Here is a 22,984-nt window from a genome sequence, read left to right as displayed (position 1 = left end):
GACTGTGGCCCGGTTCGTACGAACCGGGCCACAGTGTTGTCGTGGGGTCAGCCGCCGGTGACCACGCAGGATTCCCCGAAGCGGAAGCCCCGGCCGACCGTCACATTCGCGCTGCTGGCGATGCCGTCCTGGACGGCGGTCATCGTGTGGGCGCCGGTGTAGGACGGCACCCAGTTGAACATGGCGACGCCGTCGGTCGGAGCGACCACGGCCAGCAGCGCGCCGTTGTCGTAGAAGGCGACAGGAATGATGCCGACACTGAGCCTGGCCAGCAATTGATGGGTGCATCCGGTGCCATAGTCGGTTGCCGAGCCGACGCTGAGGTTGGGTTTCACCGTCAATTGCGAAACTCCGGCCGAGGCGGTGGGTGCGCCGAGGGTCGCGGCCAGCATCGCCGTCCCGAGGGCAGCAACGGTGATGGCGAATTTCCTGTCACTCATATTTCTCACGTCCTTGTGCTGCGGGGCCGACCGAACGCGAGGCCGGCGAGTCGGTCCCCATCCTCACCCCATCGCGGGACCGATGGTGGGAGAACACACGAACCGTTTCGCCGACCTCGTCGCGCCCGACTACAACCGCGACCAGAGCGCGGGAGTGTTCGGTGGCGTCCAATTCGGGTCGTGCACGGTGTGCGCCTGCCTGCAGCTATAGGTAGTGCCCTGATAGGTGACCTTGTCGCCGATGGCGTAGGTGGCGCCCTGACGCCAGGACGATCCGCCTGGGGCGGCCGTGGTTGTGGGGTGCTCGTGCCCGGGGGTGGTCGTCACCGGCGGTTTCGTGGTCGTGGCCGGGGGTTTCGTGGTCGTCGCGGGCGGTGTGGTCGTCGGGGCCGGGGTGCTGGTGGCCGGCTGGGAAGTGGTGGGTTTCGGGGTGGTCGTAGTCGGCGGTGTGCCGCCCCCGCCGCTCACCTCGAGATCGACGCAACTGTAGAAGGCCGCTGCGGTATCACCGATATTCCAGACCGCGCGCAATTTCTGACGGCCGGAATAATTCGACACATCGACGGTATGGGTCACCTCCATGGCCGGCTGTTCGTTCCGACCGTCGAACACAGCAATTCTGGTGTCGCCGATGAAGTATTCCCAATTCAGCGTGCGGTGATTCGCGGTATTCTTCCATGTGAACCTCGCACTGCCGGAGACTTTCTGCGGTACCCAGCCGAGGCTGTCGTCATCGAGCTCAGGATATTTGTTCGCACTACAGGTGGTGAGCCCCTTCGGTCCTTCCACACTCTGCGGTTCGTATTTCACCGCGCCGCAGGGCACGAGGCCACGGGCGCATTGCTCCTGTCTGCTCGCGGGTCCGGTGATCCAACCGTGCGCGGTGGCACTCCCGGCGGGCACCAACGCGGTGACGATGGGCGCCAATGCCATTGCTCCGGCGAAGAACACGATTCGACTTCTCACTATCAATACTCCTTGGAAACGCACGCGGAGGACGGCAGGGGCCGGCTTGCCGTCCGGGAAACATTTCGAGCGATGACACTGAACACTTCGATATCGAACTGTGATTCCGAAGATTAGGGTGACGAAGATCATCCGTCAACCGTCCCGGTAGCGAAAAATACTGCTACCGACCGGTATTCGCCGATCATTTCCCAGCTGTGCGAATACAGCGAACATCCACGTTTGGAACCAACCGGTATCCACCCGAAGCAAACGGATGGTTAATCTCGCAGCTGTGCGGGGTGTACAGATTTGCCATCGGTTGTAGATAGGTAGCCATGTCGGCAACAAGCCGTCTTACTGTTCGAGGGCGGGCACCCACAGCAGGGAGCCTGGCGAACTTTGCGCGACTCCTCCGAAATAGGCGGGCGGGCGCTCGAATCAGCCGAGGAACGCGAGGATTCCGGCGGTGACGAGTTCGGCGTAGCGGGCCCGGCCCTCCGGGGTCTCGATGAGCGCGGCGTCGGTCGCCGAGCGCATGTTCCCGCATTCGACCAGCGCGCTCGGTCGCTCGGCCAGGTTGAGCCCGGCCAGATCCGCCCGTGGATCCAGTCCCGCCGACCCCACATAGGTCGAGGGCACCGCGCCACCGGCGATCATCGCATCACGCAGCGCCCTCGCCAGTCGCGTCCCCGCCTCGGCCTGCACCGGATTCAGCGCGGGTTCGGCGTAGGCGATGTGAAATCCGTGCGCGTCCGCGCCGGTGTTGCCGTCGGCATGGATCGAGACCACCGCGTCGGCGCCCGACTCGTTCGCGATCGAGGCGCGCTCGTCGACACACGGTCCGACGCCGGTGTCGTCGGCGCGCGTGAGGATCACCCGAACCCCGTGGGCGGCGAGCAGGTCGCGCACTCGCAGGGTGACGTCCCAGGTGAACTCGTGCTCGGTATACCCACTGGCGGCCGAGGTCCCGGTGGTGTTGCAGGCCTTCGTTCCACCGCGCCCATCGGGCACCGGCGCGTTGATCTGCGCGAGATGGGTGGCATTGCCACCGTTGTGACCGGGGTCGAGGACGACCGTGTGATTCACGGCGGGTGAAGTCGGCGGCACGGCACTCTCCGAGGAAACGGCCGTCGCGGTCGGCGTCGCCGGGTGCGCATCCGTGGTGGTGGACGCGCAGCCGGCGAACAGCGCTGTCGCCGCGAGCAGGCAGACGGGCGGGAACAGACGGGAACGCACCCCGACACCGTGCCACACCGTGCCGAGGACCCGGCCTCGCCCGCGCCGAACGCCGCATTGGCACGTCCACGCCGCCGGTCCCGATCGACGACATCCGAATCCGGGTAGACGGCGGTGCGGCGCAGCTCAGCCGCGGTGGTGGCGACTCTCGTAGGCAACGCGCTCGGCTTCGGTCCGGCGGCGTTCGGCCTCGTTCGCCAACTCGGGATCGAAGCCATGGCTGACCAGGCGGTGCCGTCGGTACACGTAGACCAACGCCACGGTGAAGTAGACCAGCGGCAGGTACAGCAGCGCCATCATCGACAGCCCTATCCACAGCGGGCCCGGCACCAGCAAGAACAGGCACAGCACCGGCAGCACCGGCAGCAGGAAGCGCATCAAGTATCGGCGGGTCGCGCCGGGGCCGGTGAGGTCGGCGAGCACCCAGTCCGACATCGAGGGCGGCAGGGTGCCGCCGGTGATGTAGCGAACGCGCTGCCAGAGATTCGGGGTCGAGTTGCTCATTACTGCTCCCTCACATCGGATGCGCGTCGCGCGGCCGCGTTCACCCGGCCGAGGACGTCGCGCAGTTCTTCCAGGTCCGCCAGGCTCACGCCGAGGCGTGCCACGACGGCGGGCGGGATCTGCTCGGCCTGTTCACGCAGGTCACGGCCCGCCTCGGTGAGGTCGATGTGCAGCGTGCGCTCGTCGTGCGGATCGCGGCGGCGGGTGATGAGACCGGCGGATTCGAGCCGCTTGAGCAGCGGTGACAATGTCGCGGAGTCGAGCTGGATCGCCTCGGCCACGGCCTTCACCGACATCGGCGCCTCACCCCAGAGGGCCAGCATCACCAGATACTGCGGATGTGTCAGGCCGAGCGGTTCGAGCAGCGGCCGGTAGACCGCCAGCACCGATCGATTGGCCACCGCCAGGGCGAAGCACACCTGCCGGTCGAGCCGCAACGGGTCGTCGAGCTCCTGCATCGTCCACCACCTTTCTTAGCCCACACACTATTACGCCACTAATAGTTAGTGCAATAACTATTAGTGGCGTCACAGATGGGCGGTGGGACGACGTATGTCAGTCCTCGTCGACGACCAGCGGCTCACCGGCGGCGGCGCGGCGCACCTTCTCGCGGCCGTTGTCCTCCTCGGTACGGCCCTGACGCCAGTAGCCGGTGAAGGTGATCGCGCGCCTGTCGACACCACGGTCACGGACCAGATTGCGCCGGGTGAGTCTCACCAACTCGGCCTCACCGGAGATCCACGCGTAGGGCACGCCCGTGGGGAGCTCGGCGGCGCGGACCGCGTCGACCACCGCGTTCCCGTGCGGGCGATCGCCGCGATGCACCCACTCGATCCGCACATCGCCGCGGCTCTCGAAGCCCTGTTCGTCGGCCGGGCCGTCGACCTCGATGAACGCCCGCACCGGCGCACCCACGTCGAGGCGTTCGATGATCGCGCCGATCGCCGGAACCGCGGTCTCGTCACCGACGAGCAGCTGCCACTCGGGGTCGGCGGGCGGGGTGTAGAGCGCGTGCGGCGGACAGAGCAGGCCGATCTCGTCGCCCGGCGCCGCGATCGAGGCCCAGTCCGAGGCGGGACCCGCGTGCTCGGCGTGCAGGGCGAAGTCGATGTCGAGCTCGCCGAGTTCGGGCCGCTGCGCGCGGACCGTGTAGGTCCGCATCGGCGGGCGGATCTCGTCGGGCATCGCGAGATAGCGCTGGTACCAGCTCATCACGCTGCCCGAGTCGTCCAGTGGCGGTGGCACGACGGGACGCGGCCTGCCCGGGAGCGGGAAGAAGAGTTTCGTGTACTGGTCGGGCCCGGCGTCGAGGAGGGCGGCCGGGTCCTGGCAGCCGAGGGTGACCCGCACCATCCGCGGCGTCAGCCGTACCGCGCGCCGAACCGTCAGCGGCGCGTAGACCATGGCCGGTCGATTCACAGTCCCAGTCGTCATTAGGCAAGCCTAACCTACTGTGTCTGCGAACTACCTGCCCTGGTCGACGGCGAGGCCGGCAATGAGCTGCTCGATCACCGCGCGGACAGCGACGATATCCCCCGCGTCCGCCGAATGCGCCAGGTACTGCGCCGCCTCGTCCAGCGCACCGACCACCACCAGCGCCAGCGGCCGCACCGGCTGCTTCCTGATCCGGCCGGCGGCCATGGCACCGGCCATCGCGTTCTCCACCAGACCGATGGTGTGGCGCAGCTCGATCTCGCGCCACCGGGCCCACCCGAGCACCGCGGGCGCGTCGAGCAGCGCGATCCGGCGCACCTCGGTCGCGGTCGAGGCCTGCAACCACGCCAGGCAGCCCACGATCAGGCTCGCGATCGGATCCTCGGCGCGTGCCTCGGCCACGGCGGTGGCGATCACCTCGACCAGGCTGCGCTCGAGATCCTCGAACACCGCCTCGAACAGATCCCGCTTCTCACCGAACTGGTGATAGAGCGCGCCGCGACTGACCCCAGCCGCCTCGGCCACCGCGATCGTGCTCACCGCGCCATACCCGAACTGCCCGAACAGCTCTCGTCCGGCACGGATCACCGCGGCACGTGTCGAGGCCGAGCGTTCGGCTTGGGTCCGGCGATCAGGATTCATGGCGACGTCGAAGTCTAGGGCAGGACGGCGGTCGCGGCAGATCCGAGGCCCTTTGCCTCTTGACCGGCCACACCAGGTTCGGGAACATACAGTCATACTGTTTGTATATTGGAAGGGCTTGGGGACCATGTCCGATGCCACCAAGGATCTGTTCGAGCGCTATCACGCCTGCTGGGCCGAGCGCGACCCCGATCGGATCGCCGCGCTCCACACACCCGATTCGGTCTTCCACCTCCACTCCGGGGGCGCACCCGCGCACGGGCGGGCCGAGATCCGCACCGCCGCGGCGGAAACCTTCGCCCTCGTCCCCGATCTGACCTTCACCCAGGTCGACCTGCGCGTCGGCGACGACTTCTGGGTGGTGCGATGGAAGCTGTCCGGCACCTCGGTCACCGGTAGCGCCGTCGATGTGGACATCGCGGACATGGTGACCGTCGAGGACGGCGCGGTCAAGGCGAAGCACACCTACGTCGACGGCGTGGCCATGCAGGCCGCACTGACCGCGCCCGCCGAGATCGCCTGAATCTCGCGGAGCGGTGTGGCGGCCGGCGCTGCGTGCGGTCCGATCTCAGGGCATCGGCAGCGGCGGTGTCTTCGGGAAACTCACGGGCAACGCCGCGAGCGACCGATGGAACGGGCCGGGCCGCCACACCAGGTCCTCGACAGGCACCGCCAAGGTCAATTCCGGGAGCGCGTCGAGCAATTGGTCGATCGCGTCCTGCACGATCAGGTACGCCACCGGCTTGGCCGGACACCCGTGCGGCCCCGCGCTCCAGGCCAGGTGCGCCCGGTTGTCGACGACATCGCGCCCGGCGATGGCCGGATCGTTGTTGCAGGCCGACATGCTGATGACGACCGGTTCGTGTGCGGGCAGCCAGGTGTCGTCGACCAGGATCGGCTGACGCGGGTAGGTCATGCAGAAGTTGGCCAGCGGCGGGTCGGTGAACAGCACTTCGTCGAGCGCGTCGCGCGTGGACAGGCTGCCGCCGAGCACATTTCCGGCGAACCGGTCGTCGGTGAGCATCAGCCGCAAGGTGTTGACCACCAGGTTCAGCATCGGCTCGATGCCCGCGCCGTAGAGCACCAGCAGCTGGTGCACCATTTCCTCGTCGGTCAGCGCCGCCGGGTGCTGGAGCAGGCGGGTGGCGACGTCGTCACCGGGTTCGCGCTGGCGCAACCCCACCAGATCGGCCAGTGCGGAGGCGAGCAGGTTGTTGCCCGCCTCGGCGTCGTCGCCTTCGAAGATCTGCGCCATCCCGGTGGCGACCTGCTGCCCGATCTCGGGCGTGCACCCGAGCATCGAGTTCAGTGCCTGGAACACCAGCGGAAACGCGTACTGGCTCAACAAGTCCGCGGTCCCGGTCGCGCAGAAGCTGTTGATCAGCGGGATGGCGAACTGTTCGACGGTGCTGTGCATCGCGTACAGATCCACCCCGGCGATCCCGGCGACATTGGCCTGCCGGTATCGGGTGTGCTCGGCGCCGGTGGTGCGCAGCGCGGCCGGGCGGAACTGCAGCATCGGCAGCACCGGGCAGTCCAGCGGGATGTCGCGCTGCCACATCCGGGGGTCGGCCGGGAAGTGCTCCGGATCGTTGAGGATGCGCACGGCGGTGTGATAGCCGATCACCAGCGTGGCCCGGATGCCCGGCGACAACTCCACCGGCACCACCGAGCCGAACCGGCGCCGCATCCGCTGGTAGGCCGCCTGTGGGTCGGCGGCGAATTCGGGTGCCCACATCGCCACCCGTTCGTCGGCGGCGATATCGACCGTCATGACGTTGTTGATTCCTGTCTGCGAAAGAGGTATTCCGCCAACGTGATCAGTGCGCGCAGGCCCTGATCACGGCGACGTGCGTCGAGCGCGATCACCGGGGTCCCGGGCGCGAGGTCGAGCGCCTCGCGCACCTCCTCGAGCGGGTAGCGCCGGAATCCTTCGAACTCGTTCACCGCCACCGCGTACGGCACGCCGCGCTGTTCCAGCGCCGAGAGCACGTCGTCGGCCTTCTCGATACGGCGGGTGTCGACGAGAACCAGCGCGCCGAGAGCGCCCCGAGCCAGTTCCTCCCACAGCGGGGCGAACCGTTCCTGGCCCGGCGTACCGAACAGGTACAGCGCCAGTTGGGGATTCAGGGTGATGCGGCCGAAATCCAGTGCGACCGTGGTCGACACCTTGCTGCCCAGGCCCGCCATGTCGTCGACACCGATACTGGCCTCGGTGATCGTCTCTTCCGTGCGCAGTGGCCTGATCTCGGACACCCCGCACACGAAGGTGGTCTTGCCGACACCGAAATTGCCTGCGACCAGGATCTTCACCGACCGTGTCACGGTTTCCGCGACGTAGTCGACCTCATCCCGCGATGGCGCGGAGGCCATGCAGCACCTCCTTGATCAGTGCGAGTTCCGGCTTCACCTGTGCCGGGGTGGGGCAGTGCAGATGACCACTGTCGAGCAGATCGGAGACGATGATCTTCACGACGGAGGCGGGCAGGTCGAGATAGGCCGACAGCTCGGCGATCGACAACGCGCCGCGGCGGCTGGTGAGAGCCAGCAGGCGACGTTCGTCGGGGCGGTGATCGGGCCGCGCGTCCTCGACGGCACGGACCAGGGTCACCAGGTCCAGATCATGAGCGGCACGCACCCGCCCGCCGGTGCGCACATAGGACCGCACCAGGTCGGGATCGCGCCTGCCGCGGCTCAATTCCTCCCGCCTAGGCGGGGCGCGCTGCCGATCTCGTGACCCACGCGCGAGGCCAGTTCGTTCATCCGATGCGCCACCAGCGCGACATCGACATCGGCGGTGGTGGCGACGCCGAGCAGCGCGCCCGCACCGGCGGCGGTGATCATGATCATGCCCTCGTCGTACTCGGTCATGTTCTGGCGCACCGCGTTCGACGGGCCGCCGCAGAACTCACCGAGCGCCTTGCCGAGCGAGCGCAGGCCGGAGGCCGCCGCGGCGAACCGCTCGGCGTCGTCTTTGCTCACGCCACGGGAGTGGGCGATGCGCAGCCCGTCCTCGGACAGCAGGACCGCGAAGCGGACGCCGGGGATCTCGAGATCCTCGAGCAGCCACGCCAATCGGTTGGTGCTATCGGCTACCGGTGTGCTCATCGGCTGTTCCTTCCGTGGTTCGCTCGGCCGCAGCGGCACGACCGCTGCGGGATCCGCTGCGCCAGGCAGCGGCGAGGTCGGGGCGCGCGTGCCCCGACTCGGTCGTTACCCCCGCCGAATCCGGGGCAACCGGTCTGCGGCGGCGCTTGGGCAGCCCGCCGCTGGTGATCTCGTGAACGTCGGCGCCGGGCGATTCGATCTCGGCGACCGGCACGGGAATGTGTGCGGGCGCGGCGAGTTCGGGCTCGGGCAGTCGAGGGGCGTCGCCGCTCACCAGCAGCGCCGACGGTACATACACCATGGCCCGCATGCCACCGAAGATGTTGGGCCCGTCGACGTGCACGGAGAATCCGTAGCGCCGGGCCAGTGCCGCGATGCCGGGGAAGCCGACCTTCGGCGCGGGACCGAGATCGTGGATGTCGACCGCGCGTTCGCCGCTGAGCACCAGTCGCGCGTCCTCGAGCTGCTCGGGGCTCATCCGCATGCCCGCGTCGTCGATGATCACGGTGACGCCGTGATGGCCCTCCTGGAAACCGATCTCGACGAACGACGACGGCGGTGAGTAACGCAGCGCGTTGTCGAGCAGGGTCGCCATGGTGTGTACGAGCGGTTCGACCGCGCGACTGATCACGATCCGGTCCGATTGCGCCGCCCGTACCCGCAGGTATTCCCTGACCCGCCCGGTGGCCCCGCCCGCCACATCGGTGAGCGACTGCTGTGGCCACCGGCGACCGGGCAGGCCGCCGGAGACGATCACGTAGGACTGCGCCTGCCGGATCATCTGCTGCACGGTGTGGTCGATCCGGGTGAGCGTTTCGTAGATGGCGTCGTCGCGATGTTCACGCAGTGCGGCACTGACGACTTGGCCGAGGTCGGTGCCCAGGCTCACCACCGAGGTGCCGAAGGAGCGCACCGCTGCGCTGGTGGCCGCCCGCGAGGATGCCGAGAGCTCACCGCGGGTCTGTTCCTGCGCGGCCTGGATCTCACCGAGGCGACGTTGCTCGCCGTAGCGCTCGACCATCACCCTGGTTTCCTCGGCGACCACGCGCAGGTCTTCGGCATGACCCGTGGCGATCCACTGCAGCGCCTGGCCGAACTGCGAATCACCCAGTTCCACCGGCAGTTCCACCGCGACCGAAGGGATCTCGTGGCGGCGCACCGCGGCGGTGATCGCGGGCAGGGTGCCCTGCGCCAGCTGCATCAAGGCGTTCTCGCAGGCGAGGCGTTCCCGGATGGCGGCGTCGGCGCGCTGCCGCTGTCGGCGCTCGTTCCGCATGGCCATGACACTGACCGCGACCGCGAGCAGTAACAGCGGCGCACCGATGACGAGCAACAGCACCGCAATTCCTGAGTTCATCAGATCTTTCGTCGTCCTCGACCACACGGCGCTGTCGCCGGTGGCCCTCGCCGGCCGGCCCGCCGAGGCATTCGCTGTCCACCGCGGGGTGATTTCGGATACCCGATTCACACGCCCCGATTCCAGCGACCCGCACACATTAGCAGCACACGTAACAATCGCGACACGGATCTTGCTGTCCGACATCATGTTTCCCGCTCGAAACACGACACGCTACTGGACAGTTGATCTATTCTGGTTCGCTATGCCTCGAGCCGATGCTCGCGGAACCCCGGGTACCGGATATTATCCCGGCGTGGCGAAACTGAAGCTTTCCGTCGATGTCCCCGTCCCGCCGGACCAGGCCTGGGCGCACGCGTCCGACCTTCCGCACCTCGGCGATTGGCTGACCATTCACGAGGCATGGCGCGGAACACTGCCCGAGGAGCTGACGCCGGGCACTGTTCTCGTCGGCATCGCCCGGGTGAAGGGCTTCCGCAACAAGGTCACCTGGACCGTGCGCACCGCCGAACCGCCGCGCAAGCTCGCCCTCACCGGCACGGGTATCGGTGGCACCAAGTTCGGCCTCGGCATGCTCGTCGAGCCGAGCGGCAGCGGGTCGAAGGTGAGCGTCGACATCGATCTGGGCGGTGCGCCGCTGTTCGGGCCGATCGGGTCCGCCGTCGCGAAAGCCCTGCGCGGCGATATCGAGCGCTCCCTGGAGATGTTCGTCAAGCTCTACGGCTGAACCCCGACGCGAAAGCCCGGACGGAACAGGGTGTTCCGTCCGGGCTTTCTGCGTATGACGATCAGGCCAGCGCCACAACTTCGGCGTCGATCGGCGCCTTCGGCTTGGTTCGCGGCAGGAAGAACGCCGGGATCAGGGTCAGCAGCGCGAGTACCACGGTGACCCAGTACGTGTTGCTGAACGCTGTCGCCGCCAGGTCGAGGCCCTGCTCGATGACCGACGGGGGAACCTGCGCGGCGAGATCGGGCCGGGCGTTGGCGCCGATCGCGACCTTCGCCTCCGGGTGATCGTTGAGCTGGGCGGCCAGCACTACCGACATCGTCGCGGTGCCGATCGACGCCGCGGTCTGGTTGATGATGTTCATCAATGTCGAACCGCGCGCGACCTGTGCGTGCGAGAGCGTCTGGATCGCGGCGGTCATCACCGGCATCATGGTGCAGCCCATGCCGAGACCCATCACGAACAGCGCGCCACCGATCAGCAGGTAGGAGGTGTCGGCGCCCAGCTGGGTGAACCCGGCCAGGCCCAGGGTGATGAAAGTGATGCCGAACATGACGATCTTGCCGGGGCCGATCTTGTCGACCAGGAATCCCGCGATCGGCATCGTCAGCATGGCGCCGATACCCTGTGGGGCCATGAGCAGACCGGAGTCGAACGCCGTCTCCCCGCGCACCTGCTGCAGGTAGTTCGGCAGCAGGAAGCCTGCGCCGAAGAACGCCGTCGCGAACAGCGACATGGTGAGCACGGAGTAGCGCAGCGACGGGTTGGAGAACAGCCGCAGGTCGATCAGCGGATGCTCGGTGCGCAGCGCGTGGAACACGAACGCCACCAGCAGCGCCGCGCCGATGATCGCCGGAATCAGCACACGCGCGGCCATCACGGTGCCCTTCTCCGGAATGGAGGAGACACCGAAGAGGAACAGCGCAAGACCCGGCGAGGCCAGCAGCATGCCGAGGAAGTCGAACGATTCCGAGGGCTTGGGCTTGTCGGGAGCGAACACGATCCAGGCCAGGATCAGCGCGACGATGCCCAGCGGCAGGTTGATCAGGAAGATCCAGTGCCAGCTGAAGGAGTCGATGAGCCAGCCACCGAGGATGGGGCCACAGATCGGGCCGAGCAGCATGGGCACGCCGAGTACCGCCATCACGCGCCCGATCCGCTGCGGGCCCGCGGCGTGGGTCATGATCGTCATACCCAGCGGCATGAGCATGCCGCCGCCGATGCCCTGGACGACGCGGAAGGCCACCAGCGACTCGATACTCCACGCCATCGAACACAGCACCGACCCGATGATGAAGAAGGTCAGCGCCGCCATATAGAGGCGTTTGGTGCCGAAGCGATCGGCGGCCCAGCCGGTCATCGGGATGACCGAGGCCAGCGCCAGGGTGTAACCGGTCATGGTCCAGGCGACGACCTCGACGGAGGCGTTGAAGTCCTGCATGAACGTCGGGATCGCCACGGTGACCACGGTGATGTCGAGAATCGACATCACCGCGCCGAGGACGACGACGCCCGCCACCTTCAAGACGGCGGCATCCAGCTTGTCAGGAGTGCGATCGGGCGCGGCCGCGCCGATATCCGGAGGTTTCGTCACCGGTTAACCCAAGCACCTTTCGCTGCCGATGACCAGTGAAATTTTCTGTTCGTGATCTGGTCGATGTCACACCCGCGTGATCGTCGCCGCCTCGCTCGCCACGAGCGCCGCCCTCGTCGCCACGCTCGATGCGGGCAGCATCGGCAGTCGAACGGCCGCGCTGGAGATCTGGCCACGCTCGGCGAGCACCGCCTTGATGACCGTCGGGTTGGGCTCGGCGAACAGGGCCGCACCGAGCGCGTCGAGACGGTCGCCGATGGCGCGGGCCCTGATGATGTCGCCGGCGTGCCATGCCTCGATGAGATCGGCGTATTCGCGGGGCGCGATATTGGCCGCGGCCAGGATCGCACCGTGCGCTCCGAGGGCCAGCAGCGCGGAGGCAAACCGGTCGTCGCCGCTGAGCACTGTCGCCGGGGTGTGCGCGGCCATCAATTCGACACTGGCCGCGTCGATTCCGCCCACGGCGTGCTTGAAGCCGGCGATGTTCGGCGTGTTCGCGAGACGAATCAGCGTGCTGCCACTCAATGGGCGGCCCGTGCGGTGCGGCACGTCATAGACGAGCAGCGGAGCCGGACTGATGGCCGCCAACTGCGTGAAGTGCGCGATCACCCCTTCTTCGCTCGGTCGCACGTAGTACGGCACCACCGCCAGCACGGCCGCGACCGGTCGCGCGAGTTCGGCGATCGCGCGCACCGATTCCGCGGTGGCGTTGCCTCCCGCGCAGGCGATCAGCGGTGCGCCGCGGTCGCCGCAGACGCCCGCGCAGATATCCAGGACTCGCGCGCGCTCGGCGGCGGTGAGCGCGGACGGCTCGGCCGTGGTGCCGAGCGCGACGAGTCCGGTCGCACCCGCGTCGAGGACAGCGTGCGCGTGTCGTTCCAGTGCCGCGGGCTCGACGGCCCCGTCGGCGGTGAACGGTGTGATCAGAGGGACGAAGAGGCCGTGTAGCGATGTCATGACTCTATCGTCGAGCCAGGTCCACCATCAGGTCCAGTTCACATTCATGATGACGACCGTAAGCTGAACTGATGCTCGATGTCCGCAAACTTCGCCTGCTCCGCGAACTCGCCCATCGCGGCACCATCGCCGCGGTCGCCGAGGCGCTCAGCTATACGCCCTCGGCGGTCTCCCAACAGCTCACCGCCCTCGAGCGCGAAGCGGGCGTCGCGCTGCTCGAACGCTCGGGCCGCCGCGTCGCCCTCACCCCCGCCGCCCAGCTCCTCGTCGGTCACACCGAGACGATCCTGGCCGCCCTCGAGCACGCCGAGTCCGAATTGTCCTCTACCAGGGACGAACTGGCAGGAATCCTCCGCATCGGTACCTTCCCGACCGCGGCGCGCACCCTGCTGTCCCCCGCCCTCGTCACCCTGAGCACCGATCACCCTCGCCTGGAACTCACCGTCACCGAAATCGACCCCGCCGACATCCCGAACGCCCTGCGGGCGGGCACCTTGGATATCGCGCTCACCCACGACTACGACCTGGTCCCCGCCGACGCGGACCCCTCTTTGCACAGCGAACCCCTCCACACCGAAACCGTCTACCTGGCCACGCGGGCCCCCGTACCCACCGAGGACTCGCTGGCAGCTCACCGTCGATCCCCCTGGATCGCGGGTACCCCCGGCACCCTGTGCCATACCCTGACGATCCGAGCTTGCCAGGCAACAGGATTCACTCCCCATATCCGTCACCACGCCGACGACTTCGACACTGTCCTGACCCTCGTCGCCGCAGGCGCGGGCACCGCCATCGTCCCTGCCCTCGCCCTCTACGCACCTCCGGAACAAATCACCCTCACTCCCCTGCCGATCCGCCGCCACACCCAGCTCGTATACCGCAACGGCACCGGCCTGCACCCGGCGATCCGCGCCGCCCGGCTCGCCCTGCACGCCGCGGGCTAGGAACATCCGGCTTACCGCTGATCGGTGGGATAATCGAGCCGGTCGACATGGAGACCGCAGTAATGACATCGAGTAGTGGGAGCAGCCCATGGCACGAGTCAGGACCGGAATAGTCGATCCGGGTCTTCATTCCCGCTATGCGCCGGATTTCACCCACCGCGTGGCGAAGTTCGTCGCCGCGACGACCGGTGCCGACTCCCTGTGGGTCGTCGACCATCTGATCGGATTGTTTCCCTCGTCGGTGTGGAAGCCGAGCCATGCGGGCGGCGCGCGGGTCGTGCCCGCCGCGGACGCGTACTACGAACCGTGGACCCTGCTCGGGCGCGCGGCGGCGCGGAATCGGTGGAGTCGGCTTCGGCTCGGGGTGGGAGTCACCGACGCCGGTCGCAGGCATCCGGCGGTGACCGCACAGGCCGCCGCGACCTTGCATCTGCTCAGCGGCGGGCGAGCGATTCTCGGGATCGGTCCGGGAGAACGCGAGAACAACGAGCCCTACGGTGTCGATTGGCAGCGCCCGGTGGCGCGCTTCGAGGAGGCTGTCGCGACGATTCGGGCACTGTGGGAGTCCCACGGTGAGCCGATCTCCCGGGATTCCGAATTCTTCCCTTTGCGCGACGCGGTCTTCGCGCTGCCGCCGCACCGCGGTACCCGACCGGAGCTCTGGATGGGAGCGCACGGACCGCGCATGCTCAGGGTGGCCGGTCGATTCGCCGACGCGTGGCTGCCCGCCTTTCCGAGTAGCCCGGCCGAATACCGCGACAAGCTCGACACGATCAGGACCGCGGCCTCGAATGCCGGGCGCGACCCGTCTGCGGTCCAAGCCGCCGGATGGCAGTGGATCATCACCGCGAAGTCGCAGACGATTGTCGACGAGATCCTCGACTCGGCGGTGATCCGCGCCTACATGCTCGCCGCGTCCGCGCAGGCCTGGGCGCGCCATGGTGTCGAGCATCCGTTGGGTCCCACGTTCTCCGGCGCCCAGGACATCCTCCCACAGACCATCGACGAGGCCACCGCGCTGGAATACGGTCGACGCGCACCGCTGTCGTTGATCAGAGAGGTCTTCCAGGTCGGCACACCGGCGCAGGTGCTCGACCAGATCGCCGAACGGCGCGACCACGGGTTGACCTACGCCGTGATGGTCGACCTCGGCGCGTGTCATCCGAAACTGCGGACAGGACTCCGGACCGGGTCATCGTTTGCCGAGGTCGCACGCGGAATCCGCCGGTTGTGACACCGCGGCGTTCCCTGAGCCAGGCGACGTTCATTCGGTAGCGGCCGCCAGACGCGCCGAGCGCTGCAGGCGAGCGCCGAGCAGAGTCAGGCAGAGGGCAAGGACCAGGAGCAGCGCCAGGGTCCACGCCAGGGTCGAAAAGCCGTGTGGCGCAGTCGCTGCCGCGACGATCGGTCCCAGGGTCGCGCCGACGTAGAAGCTGAACATGGCGACCGAAGAGGCTGCCGCGCGGGCAGCGCCGCCGAGTTCGCCCGCGCTCTGCAAGACCGCGGGGGCGATGACGCCGAGGCCACCGACCAGGACCGCCAGCAGCACAGTGAGGACCGCCAGGTGCGAGCCTTCGAAGGTCGCGGCGACCATCGCGGTGGCCGCGATCAGCACGCCGAGCACCATCTGGGTGGGCTTCGACAGGCGCGCCAGCGGAATGGCGAGCAGTGGCAGCGCCATCATCACCGGCAGGGCGCCCGCCCGCAGGGTCAGCAGTTCGCCGGAACCGGTGACCAGGCCGGTGAGCTCGATCCCGGTGTAGATGCCGACCATGACGGCCATGCTCAGGGCGCCCGCCACGAGCATCGGGAGCAGCGGCTTGATGCGCAGCACCGCGGGAATGGCGGCGTAGCTGTGGCGCAGCGGGAGGTCACGGCCGGTGGGGGCGTCATCGAGCATGACTGCCCGCAGCGCGAAGGCCAAGGCCGCGAAAACGACTGCGGATCCGAGGAATACGGTGCGCCACGGGAACGATGCGACCACGGCCTGCGAGACGATCTGGGCGATGACGGTGGCGGCCAGGAAGGAGGTGGCCACCGACATGGTGACCACGGCCCGGTGCCCCGGCGCGATGCGTGTGCCGACGTAGGCCATGATCGCGGGCGGAATGGAGCCGACGACGAGGCCCTGCACGATCCGGAGCGCGACGGCCACGGGCGCGCTGAACGCCAGACCGGTCAACAGAGTGACCACCGCGGCTACGAGCATGCCGGTGACCAGGACCCGGCGATGGCCGTATCGATCCGACAGCGGGCCGAACAGCACGAAGCCGCCCGCGTAGCCGAAGGCGAAGGCGCTGATGACCCACGTCATCGCCCCCGAACCCACACTCCACTCTGCTTTCATCGCTTCGAACAGGGGAATTGGTGTGTACATCTGGCCGGTGGCCAGCAGGGCCGACAGCACGAAAACGGGGAGGGTGCGCCCGGTGTGCGTACGGGGCGACGTGTCGCGAACGCGGGCAGGGGCCGGACTTCCGACCGGACGCTGGACTGTCGGTGATGCCATGTCGACGACAGTAGGCTCGCGCAGAGGCGGAGTCAACCAAATAGTTGGTTTAAAGCCCTGGTAAAGTCGGCCCCATGACGGCGAGCACCATCAAACGCAGCGACGCGACCAGACAGGCCCTCTTGCGTGCGGCGCGAGCCGAATTCGCGCAGTACGGTTTGGCCGGAGCCCGCGTCGATCGCATCGCCGAGACCGCCGGTGTCAACAAGGAACGCATCTACGGCCTGTTCGGCAGCAAGGACAGGCTGTTCGACGTCATCATCGTCGACACCATGCGCGAATTCATGGAGGTCGTCCAGCCACTCGCCGAGACCGAGCCCGGCGACTACGTCGGCAAGCTCTTCGACTACCACCGCGACCATCCGCAGCTGCTGCGCCTGCTGCTCTGGGAGGGTTTGCACCGCGGCGCCGACGCGCACGATGTCGACGGTTGGCGCGCTGACCACTACGGGCAGAAATTCGACCGTGCCCAAGAACAATTCGGCGTCGACGAGAAGCAGGCGGGCCGCCTCCTGCTGGCCCTGTGCGGTCTCGCCAACTGGACCCACGCCGTCCCCCAGACCACCCGCCTGTTACTCGGCGACGCCGCCTCCGACACCGACGCCACCCGCGAGTTCGTGAAGGAATTCGCCCGGTCCGCACTGCGCAACCTCGCGGCCACGCCAGAACCCGTCGCGCCACAGCCGGACGCCACCCTCCCCGGACCGGTCAATGCATTGACCACCCCGGTGGACGACGCCGCCCGCCGCCTTCGCGAAGCCCAGGCCGCCGCCGATGTCGCCCGCGCGGAACTCGCAACCGCCCTGCGCACCGCCCACGCCGCCGGGGCCGGGGCGAATCAGCTCGCCCGCCGAGTCGCCGGAACCATGTCCCGCCCACTCGTCCTGAAGCTACTGACCGACTAGACCCGAAACGCCGCGATCTACGCGGTCTTCTCGCGGTGGGAGCCGCGCTGGCGGGTGCGGGTGGCCGAGACGGGGTCGATGTCGGGCATGGACCATTGGGCAGACAGGGCCAGGCTGGGCTCACGGCCGGAAGCGACGTGGCGGTAGGCGATTTCGGCGGCCGCGTCGCAGTCGTGCGCGGCGATGGCGGCGTAGAGGGCTTCGTGTTCGTCGCATTGGGTGCCGGGGTCGCGTTCCTTGGTCAGGTGGAACAACCAGCGGACTCGGGATTCCAAGGGGCGCAACAACGACTGCAACAGCGGGTTGCCGGACACTTCGACGATCACGGCGTGAAAGCCCGCGTTCGCGGCGGCGATCGCGGCTTGGTCGCCACGGGCGGTGGCCTGGCGGGCCGCGGTGAGCTGCGCGCGCAGGGCGGTGAGGTCGGCCGGCTCGGCGCGTTCGGCGGCCAAGCGCGCCGCGAGGACTTCGAGGCTTTCGCGAACGTCGAAGAGGTCACGCACGTCGGTCACCGTGAACGGGGCGACGATCGCGCCCTGTCGCGGCACGATGACGACCAGACCTTCTCGTTCGAGCATCTGCAGCGCCTCGCGCAGCGGGATCCGCGAGATGGCCAACTCGGTGGCGAGGTCGCGTTCCACGAGCCGCTGACCAGGGCTCAAGCGCAGATCGATGATCCGGTCACGTAACTCCTCGTAGGCCTGATCCCGCAGCGACTTCTTCGCCGGTTCGTCTGCCACCGCACCATCCTTCTGCTCCTGCACGCCACCACGGTAGTCCGCTCGCGGCATGCGACCGTTTCTTACTTTTCGGTAATCCGCCCGTCATCTCCGGGCCCCAGGCTGACACTTAACGGTATACCGCTAAGTGAGCGGTTCGTTCGATCAAGGAGTACCCCGTGCACAAGTCCACTCGGCGCGCGATCGCCTTCGGCTCGGCCGCTCTCGCCGCCGCTGCCCTCCTGTCGGCCTGCGGTTCCGCCGACACCACCGCGTCGGGCGGCAAGCTGAAGGTCGGCGTGTTCTTCCCCGGCTCGCTGTCGGACACCGGCTTCATGCAGTCGGGCTATCTCGGCTACCAGCGCATCGCCGACGCACTGGGTGACAAGGTGGAACTCAGCAAGGTCGAACAGGTCGCCGCCAGCGACTACCAGCAGGCCCTGGTCCGCTTCGCCTCGACCAACGACCTGGTGATCTCCCTCGGCGGCCAGACCGACGCCGACGTGCGCAAGGTGGCGCCGCAGTTCCCGAACGTGAAGTTCGTCGAGATCGGCGGACCGGCCGACGCCAAGCCACTCGCCAACTACGACCCGCAGCAGGCCGAGGCCGAATTCCTCAGCGGCGCGGTATCGGCGGCGGGGTCGAAGTCGGGCACGGTGGCCTTCGTCGGCGGCGTCGAACTGCCCGCGATCGTCAACGCCGCCAACGCCTTCGGCAACGGCGCCCGGTTCGCCAAGCCGGACGCGAAGGTGCTCACCCCGCAGTACGTCGGCGACTTCAACGATCCCGCCAAGGCCAAGCAGGCCGCACTGGCCGACTACGGCGCCGGCGCCGGCACGCTCGGCCAGATCGTGAACCTGGGCAAGGCGGGCATGGAGCAGGCCGCCACCCAGTCCAACGCCACGATGGTCGGCGGCCCGATCCCCGGCGACTGCACCAACCCGGCGTATCTGGGCTACGTACACACCGATATCGGCGCCGAGGTCGAGTTCGCGGTGAAGGCCGTTCTGGACAACTCGTGGAAGGCCGAGAACGTGCGCTTCGGGCTGACCTCGCCCAACGACGGCACAGATTTCGTGTTGTGCAGCAAGGACTCCGGGGTCGCCGACGCACTCGCGAAGGCGAAAACGGCCCTGTCCACCGGCGCGGTCAAGCCGTACTGATCCACGATGAACACTCCCGCATTGACCCTGCACGGGGTCGGCAAGCGCTTCGGCGACGTGCAGGCGCTGCACGATGTGGACGTCACCGTCGAATCCGGCACTGTCCATTGCATTCTCGGCGAGAACGGCGCGGGCAAGTCCACGCTGTGCAATGTCGTCTTCGGCGGCTACCACCCGGACACCGGACGTATGCAGCTGGGCGGCAAGGACTTCCGGCCCGACTCCCCCGCCGCCGCGATGGCTTCCGGTGTCGCCATGGTGCACCAGCACTTCAGTCTGGTCACCACCATGACCGTCGCGGAGAACCTGCTGCTCACCCAGCACGGACTCCGGTCGCGCCGCAAGGAACTGACCGACCGGCTCGACGAGATCGCGCAGCGTTACCGCCTGCGCGTCGACCTCAGCCAGCAGGTCGCGACCATGCCGGTCGGCGCCAGGCAGAAAGTCGAGATCGTCAAGGCGTTGCTGCGTGATCCGGCGCTGATCCTGCTCGACGAACCGACGGGAGTGCTCGATCCGGCCGAGATCGACGCGTTGATCGACACCTGTCGCGCCATCGCCGCCGACGGCAAAGCGGTGGTCCTGGTGACGCACAAACTCGGTGAGGTGGCCAGGGTCGCCGATGCCGCGACCGTGCTGCGCCGCGGCACGGTCGCCGGTGGCGGGCGGATGTCGAACACCACCATCGCCCAGCTGCTCACCGCGATGGTGGGCCGCACCGCTGCCGACCTCGACCCGACCGTCGCCGCTACCATCGGCCTGGATCCCGCCGATTCGGCGAAGACAGCAGATTCACCCGCAACGGCTCTCCCGGTCGGCCCTGCCACCGAATCGACCCCGTCCAGCGCCGGTCTCGTGTCGTCTGCCGAATCCGATTCCCCCGCACCGGTTCTCACCATCGATCGAGTGACCGTGCATCGCGCCGACGGCAGCGCGGCGCTCGACGAGGCGTGTCTGGTCGTGCGGCCCGGCGAGATCGTCGGGATCGCGGGCGTCGAGGGCAATGGGCAGAGCGAGCTCGTCGCGGTCCTCGCCGGGGCTACCCCGGTGAGCGCCGGCACGGTCACGCTCGCCGAGGCCGATATCACTACCGCCACCCCCGCCACCCGGACCGGGCTCGGACTCGGCGTCGTGCCCGAGGACCGCCACCGCGACGCGATGGTCGCCGAGATGACCCTGGCGGAGAACCTCTTCCTCGGCCGACTCGGCCGCTTCCGGCGCTTCGGACTGCTCGACAAGCAGGCCATGGGCCGCGCCGCCCAGGCAGAACTCGACCGCTTCGACGTGCGCGCTGCCGGGCCGTGGGTGCCGATGGGCTCGCTCTCGGGTGGCAATCAGCAGAAGGTGGTGCTGGCCCGCGAGCTGTCCGCCGCGAACCTGCGCTGTCTGGTCGCCGCCCAGCCGACGCGCGGATTGGACATCGGCGCAGTCGATTTCGTGCTGACCCAGCTGCGCCATGCGGCCGCCGACGGCTGTGGGGTGCTGGTGGTGTCGAGCGAGGTACCCGAGTTGCTCGCGCTGTGCGACCGAGTGTTCGTCGCGTATCGCGGCACACTCGCCGGACCGATCGAGACCTCCGATCCCGCAGCGGCACAACAGATCAGCGAATTGATGATGGGAGTCGCGGCATGAGCGCACCGAGTCGGACCACGACCGCGGCCACCGCGCCCTCACCTCGGCGAACGTCGCTGGGCGTGCTGCGCGGGCTCGGCAAGCCTTCCTCGAAGCAGCACCCGGCAGGCTTGCACCAGTGGGCACACCACCCGATCGTTGTCGCCGTCGCGGCGATGCTCGCGGCGGGGGTGATCGGGCTGATCCTGGCCGCGGTCGCCGGCGCCGCACCCGGCGCCACGATGACAGCACTGTGGGAGGGCATGTTCGGCAGCGACTACGCGATCGGCGCCTCGCTCAATGTCGCGGCCACACTGATGCTGGTGGCTGTCGGATTCACCATCGCCCACCGCGCCGGGCTGATCAATGTCGGTGGCGAGGGCCAGATCTGCGCCGGTGGCATCGCCGCCACCGCGATCGGCACCACGCTCACCGGTGCGCCCGCCGCGATCACCCTGCCCGCGGTGCTGATCGGGGCGGCAGCCGCGGGCTGGTCGTGGGCCGCCATCGCGGCGTACCTGCGGGTCGCGCGCGGCACCAGCGAGATCATCACCACGCTGCTGCTCAACTTCGTCGGCTTGGCGCTGGTGCTGCTCGTCGTGCACGAGCCCGCGCTGCTGCGCCAGCCGGTGACGTCCTCGGAGACGCTGCCGCAGTCCGAACAGCTCACCGCGGCCGCGCATCTGCCGCTGCTGGGCATCGAACGCTCCCCCGCGACCATTGCCCTGTGGATCGCCGTGGTGGCCGCGTTCGGCACCGCGATCCTGGTGCGCCGCACCGCACTCGGTACCCGATTGCGGGCGGTCGGGCTCAATCCCGACGCGGCGGCGCGGCTCGGGCTGCCGGTGCGGCGGCTGCGTTTCCTGAGCCTCTCGGCGGCGGGCGCGTTCTCCGGCGTCGCGGGCGGGCTGCTGGTGGCGACGGCGCCGTTCGTCCTCGCCGAAGGGTTCTCCTCCGGATACGGATTCTCCGGTCTGGTCGTCGGCCTGCTGGCACGTGGCTCACTGGCCGCGGTGGTCGCGGTGTCGCTGCTGCTCGGGTTCCTCGTCTCCGGCGGGATCAACCTGCAGCTGGCCGCGAATGTGCCCGCGTCGACCATCTCGGTCGTGGAGTCGCTGATGATCGTGTTCATCGCCGGCGCCGCCATCTGGACCTATCGCAGACGCAAGTCCGAACCCGCCGCACCACAACCGGTTCCCTCGGTGGGCATCGCCGATCTGGCAGGAGCGCCGCGATGAGCCTCGACACCGTCACCGATATCGCCACCAGCGGAATCGGTTTCACCCTGCCCATCCTCGTCGCCGCGAGCGGTGAGCTGGTCAGCGAGCGCGCGGGTGTGCTCAATCTGAGCCTCGAGGCGATGATGCTGACCGGCGCGTTCGCCGGTGTGCTCGGCGCCGTCACCACCGGTTCGCCGGTACTCGGCGCGGCCACCGCGGTGCTCGCTGCCCTGCTCTTCGGTGTGTTGCAGGCGATCTGGAGTATCGGCTTGCGCGCCGACCAGATCGTCGTCGGCATCGCGAGCAACGCCCTGGCGCTCGGTGCCACCACCTACGGTGCGCGTCTGCTGCTCGACGACGGCAAGGGCCACAGCGTTCCCGGCTTCGACGCGCTACCAGTACCTGTGCTGCACCATATCCCGGTGCTGGGTCCCGCTCTGTTCGGGCAGACCGCCCTCGGCTATCTGTGCATCGCGATCGTCGCCGTCCTGGCGTTGGTGTTCTCCCGCCGCACCAAGCTGGGTCTGGTGATCGACGCGATCGGCGAGGACGCCGTCGCGGCCGACCGCACCGGTCTGCCCGTGAAGGCCGTCCGCTACGGCTGTGTGCTGCTCGCCGCGTTCGCCGCCGGCCTCGGCGGCGCGCAACTGGCGCTGTCGGAGGTGCATTCGTTCAGCGACAACATGACCGGCGGCATCGGCTATCTCGCCGTGGTCGCGGTGATCGCAGGCCGCTGGCGTGCGCTCGGGGTGATCTGGGCATCGGTGTTCTTCGGCCTCGCCCAGGCCCTGCAGTTCGCACTGCCCGCCCTCGGTGTCGATGTGCCGTTCGCGCTGCTGGTGATGCTGCCCTATCTGATCGCGATCGTCGCCGTCAGCGGCTTGGTCGGCAACAGCCGCTCGCCGCGCGACCTCACCGTCGCCTTCGCCCGAACTTCCTGACCCGCCACCACTTTCGTAGGAGCCA

25 protein-coding genes are annotated in these 22,984 nt (G+C 68.3%); 9 read left to right on the top strand and 16 right to left on the bottom strand.

The annotated features are described in order from the left end of the window. Positions 1 to 47 precede the first annotated feature (47 nt). The 7 genes from ACFULV_RS29230 to ACFULV_RS29200 all read right to left on the bottom strand — a co-directional run bounded on the left by ACFULV_RS29230 (position 48) and on the right by ACFULV_RS29200 (position 5,204). Positions 48 to 440 carry a hypothetical protein gene (locus ACFULV_RS29230; RefSeq protein ID WP_378631050.1) on the bottom strand — a complete coding sequence of 131 codons (393 nt, stop codon included), beginning with the start codon at positions 438 to 440 and terminating at the stop codon, positions 48 to 50. A gap of 129 nt (positions 441 to 569) precedes the next feature. Further along, positions 570 to 1,406: a carbohydrate-binding protein gene (locus ACFULV_RS29225; RefSeq protein WP_378662238.1), complete on the bottom strand. Its 837-nt coding sequence runs from the start codon at positions 1,404 to 1,406 to the stop codon at positions 570 to 572. A 420-nt stretch (positions 1,407 to 1,826) separates the two neighbouring features. Next, entirely contained in the window at positions 1,827 to 2,624 is a 798-nt protein-coding gene (locus tag ACFULV_RS29220) for an N-acetylmuramoyl-L-alanine amidase (RefSeq protein ID WP_378662235.1), read from the bottom strand. A 126-nt stretch (positions 2,625 to 2,750) separates the two neighbouring features. Further along, positions 2,751 to 3,128, bottom strand: coding sequence for a DUF5313 family protein (locus ACFULV_RS29215; RefSeq protein ID WP_378631042.1), 378 nt, complete (start codon positions 3,126 to 3,128; stop codon positions 2,751 to 2,753). Next, entirely contained in the window at positions 3,128 to 3,586 is a 459-nt protein-coding gene (locus ACFULV_RS29210) for a MarR family winged helix-turn-helix transcriptional regulator (RefSeq protein WP_378631040.1), read from the bottom strand. The genes ACFULV_RS29215 and ACFULV_RS29210 overlap by 1 nt, the downstream gene beginning before the upstream one ends. 97 nt (positions 3,587 to 3,683) lie before the next feature. Further along, positions 3,684 to 4,562, bottom strand: a complete 879-nt coding sequence (locus ACFULV_RS29205; RefSeq protein WP_378662233.1) for a siderophore-interacting protein — start codon at positions 4,560 to 4,562, stop codon at positions 3,684 to 3,686. Positions 4,563 to 4,592: 30 nt separating this feature from the next. Next, on the bottom strand, positions 4,593 to 5,204 hold the full coding sequence (locus ACFULV_RS29200; protein WP_378662230.1) for a TetR/AcrR family transcriptional regulator: 612 nt from the start codon (positions 5,202 to 5,204) through the stop codon (positions 4,593 to 4,595). A 127-nt stretch (positions 5,205 to 5,331) separates the two neighbouring features. On the opposite strand from ACFULV_RS29200, the gene ACFULV_RS29195 reads away from it, so the two are divergent. Next, entirely contained in the window at positions 5,332 to 5,727 is a 396-nt protein-coding gene (locus tag ACFULV_RS29195; RefSeq protein ID WP_378662246.1) for a nuclear transport factor 2 family protein, read from the top strand. Between the two features lie 45 nt (positions 5,728 to 5,772). Here the strand turns inward: ACFULV_RS29195 and ACFULV_RS29190 are convergent, their stop codons facing one another. The 5 genes from ACFULV_RS29190 to ACFULV_RS29170 are packed head-to-tail and all read right to left on the bottom strand — an operon-like array spanning position 5,773 to position 9,669. Further along, positions 5,773 to 6,978 carry a cytochrome P450 gene (locus tag ACFULV_RS29190; RefSeq protein ID WP_378662227.1) on the bottom strand — a complete coding sequence of 402 codons (1,206 nt, stop codon included), beginning with the start codon at positions 6,976 to 6,978 and terminating at the stop codon, positions 5,773 to 5,775. Continuing rightward, positions 6,975 to 7,577: an ATP/GTP-binding protein gene (locus ACFULV_RS29185; RefSeq protein ID WP_378631032.1), complete on the bottom strand. Its 603-nt coding sequence runs from the start codon at positions 7,575 to 7,577 to the stop codon at positions 6,975 to 6,977. The genes ACFULV_RS29190 and ACFULV_RS29185 overlap by 4 nt, the downstream gene beginning before the upstream one ends. After that, positions 7,552 to 7,902, bottom strand: a complete 351-nt coding sequence (locus tag ACFULV_RS29180) for a DUF742 domain-containing protein (RefSeq protein WP_056817094.1) — start codon at positions 7,900 to 7,902, stop codon at positions 7,552 to 7,554. Before ACFULV_RS29180 ends, ACFULV_RS29185 begins: the two co-directional genes overlap by 26 nt. After that, positions 7,899 to 8,312: a roadblock/LC7 domain-containing protein gene (locus ACFULV_RS29175; RefSeq protein WP_378631030.1), complete on the bottom strand. Its 414-nt coding sequence runs from the start codon at positions 8,310 to 8,312 to the stop codon at positions 7,899 to 7,901. The genes ACFULV_RS29180 and ACFULV_RS29175 overlap by 4 nt, the downstream gene beginning before the upstream one ends. Further along, on the bottom strand, positions 8,290 to 9,669 hold the full coding sequence (locus ACFULV_RS29170) for a sensor histidine kinase (protein WP_378662224.1): 1,380 nt from the start codon (positions 9,667 to 9,669) through the stop codon (positions 8,290 to 8,292). Before ACFULV_RS29170 ends, ACFULV_RS29175 begins: the two co-directional genes overlap by 23 nt. 295 nt (positions 9,670 to 9,964) lie before the next feature. Here ACFULV_RS29170 and ACFULV_RS29165 point away from each other — a divergent pair, with 295 nt between their 5' ends. After that, positions 9,965 to 10,396: an SRPBCC family protein gene (locus ACFULV_RS29165; RefSeq protein WP_378662221.1), complete on the top strand. Its 432-nt coding sequence runs from the start codon at positions 9,965 to 9,967 to the stop codon at positions 10,394 to 10,396. 61 nt (positions 10,397 to 10,457) lie between these two features. Here the strand turns inward: ACFULV_RS29165 and ACFULV_RS29160 are convergent, their stop codons facing one another. Both ACFULV_RS29160 and dapA read right to left on the bottom strand, forming a co-directional pair. Continuing rightward, a complete protein-coding gene (locus tag ACFULV_RS29160; protein WP_378662218.1) occupies positions 10,458 to 11,990 on the bottom strand; it encodes a DHA2 family efflux MFS transporter permease subunit in 1,533 nt (510 codons plus the stop codon). Between the two features lie 66 nt (positions 11,991 to 12,056). Next, positions 12,057 to 12,947, bottom strand: a complete 891-nt coding sequence (gene dapA, locus ACFULV_RS29155; protein ID WP_378662216.1) for a 4-hydroxy-tetrahydrodipicolinate synthase — start codon at positions 12,945 to 12,947, stop codon at positions 12,057 to 12,059. A gap of 71 nt (positions 12,948 to 13,018) precedes the next feature. On the opposite strand from dapA, the gene ACFULV_RS29150 reads away from it, so the two are divergent. Together ACFULV_RS29150 and ACFULV_RS29145 are read left to right on the top strand one after the other, a co-directional pair. Further along, positions 13,019 to 13,891, top strand: coding sequence for a LysR family transcriptional regulator (locus ACFULV_RS29150; protein ID WP_378662213.1), 873 nt, complete (start codon positions 13,019 to 13,021; stop codon positions 13,889 to 13,891). An 88-nt stretch (positions 13,892 to 13,979) separates the two neighbouring features. Next, positions 13,980 to 15,125 carry an LLM class flavin-dependent oxidoreductase gene (locus ACFULV_RS29145; RefSeq protein WP_378662210.1) on the top strand — a complete coding sequence of 382 codons (1,146 nt, stop codon included), beginning with the start codon at positions 13,980 to 13,982 and terminating at the stop codon, positions 15,123 to 15,125. Between the two features lie 30 nt (positions 15,126 to 15,155). On the opposite strand, the gene ACFULV_RS29140 is transcribed toward ACFULV_RS29145, so the two are convergent. Beyond that, a complete protein-coding gene (locus ACFULV_RS29140; RefSeq protein ID WP_378662207.1) occupies positions 15,156 to 16,400 on the bottom strand; it encodes an MFS transporter in 1,245 nt (414 codons plus the stop codon). Positions 16,401 to 16,474: 74 nt separating this feature from the next. Between ACFULV_RS29140 and ACFULV_RS29135 the strand changes: the two genes are divergently transcribed. Further along, positions 16,475 to 17,305, top strand: a complete 831-nt coding sequence (locus tag ACFULV_RS29135; protein ID WP_378662204.1) for a TetR/AcrR family transcriptional regulator — start codon at positions 16,475 to 16,477, stop codon at positions 17,303 to 17,305. A gap of 17 nt (positions 17,306 to 17,322) precedes the next feature. Here the strand turns inward: ACFULV_RS29135 and ACFULV_RS29130 are convergent, their stop codons facing one another. Continuing rightward, entirely contained in the window at positions 17,323 to 18,096 is a 774-nt protein-coding gene (locus ACFULV_RS29130) for a GntR family transcriptional regulator (protein WP_378662202.1), read from the bottom strand. A 107-nt stretch (positions 18,097 to 18,203) separates the two neighbouring features. Here ACFULV_RS29130 and ACFULV_RS29125 point away from each other — a divergent pair, with 107 nt between their 5' ends. The 4 genes from ACFULV_RS29125 (at position 18,204) to ACFULV_RS29110 (ending at position 22,959) form a co-directional block, all read left to right on the top strand. Further along, positions 18,204 to 19,187, top strand: coding sequence for a BMP family protein (locus ACFULV_RS29125; RefSeq protein WP_378662200.1), 984 nt, complete (start codon positions 18,204 to 18,206; stop codon positions 19,185 to 19,187). Between the two features lie 6 nt (positions 19,188 to 19,193). Then, positions 19,194 to 20,819, top strand: coding sequence for an ABC transporter ATP-binding protein (locus ACFULV_RS29120; RefSeq protein ID WP_378662197.1), 1,626 nt, complete (start codon positions 19,194 to 19,196; stop codon positions 20,817 to 20,819). A 155-nt stretch (positions 20,820 to 20,974) separates the two neighbouring features. Further along, a complete protein-coding gene (locus ACFULV_RS29115) occupies positions 20,975 to 22,036 on the top strand; it encodes an ABC transporter permease (RefSeq protein WP_378662244.1) in 1,062 nt (353 codons plus the stop codon). Further along, positions 22,033 to 22,959 (top strand): ABC transporter permease, encoded by a 927-nt coding sequence (locus ACFULV_RS29110; protein WP_378662194.1) that lies wholly within the window; start codon positions 22,033 to 22,035, stop codon positions 22,957 to 22,959. Before ACFULV_RS29115 ends, ACFULV_RS29110 begins: the two co-directional genes overlap by 4 nt. Positions 22,960 to 22,984: the final 25 nt, after the last annotated feature.

The sequence above is a fragment of the Nocardia sp. NPDC057272 genome (assembly GCF_042668615.1).
In the GTDB taxonomy this organism is placed as follows: domain Bacteria; phylum Actinomycetota; class Actinomycetes; order Mycobacteriales; family Mycobacteriaceae; genus Nocardia.
The sequence above is the reverse complement of the archived record's forward strand: the minus strand, read 5'-3'. Positions and strand labels throughout refer to the sequence as shown.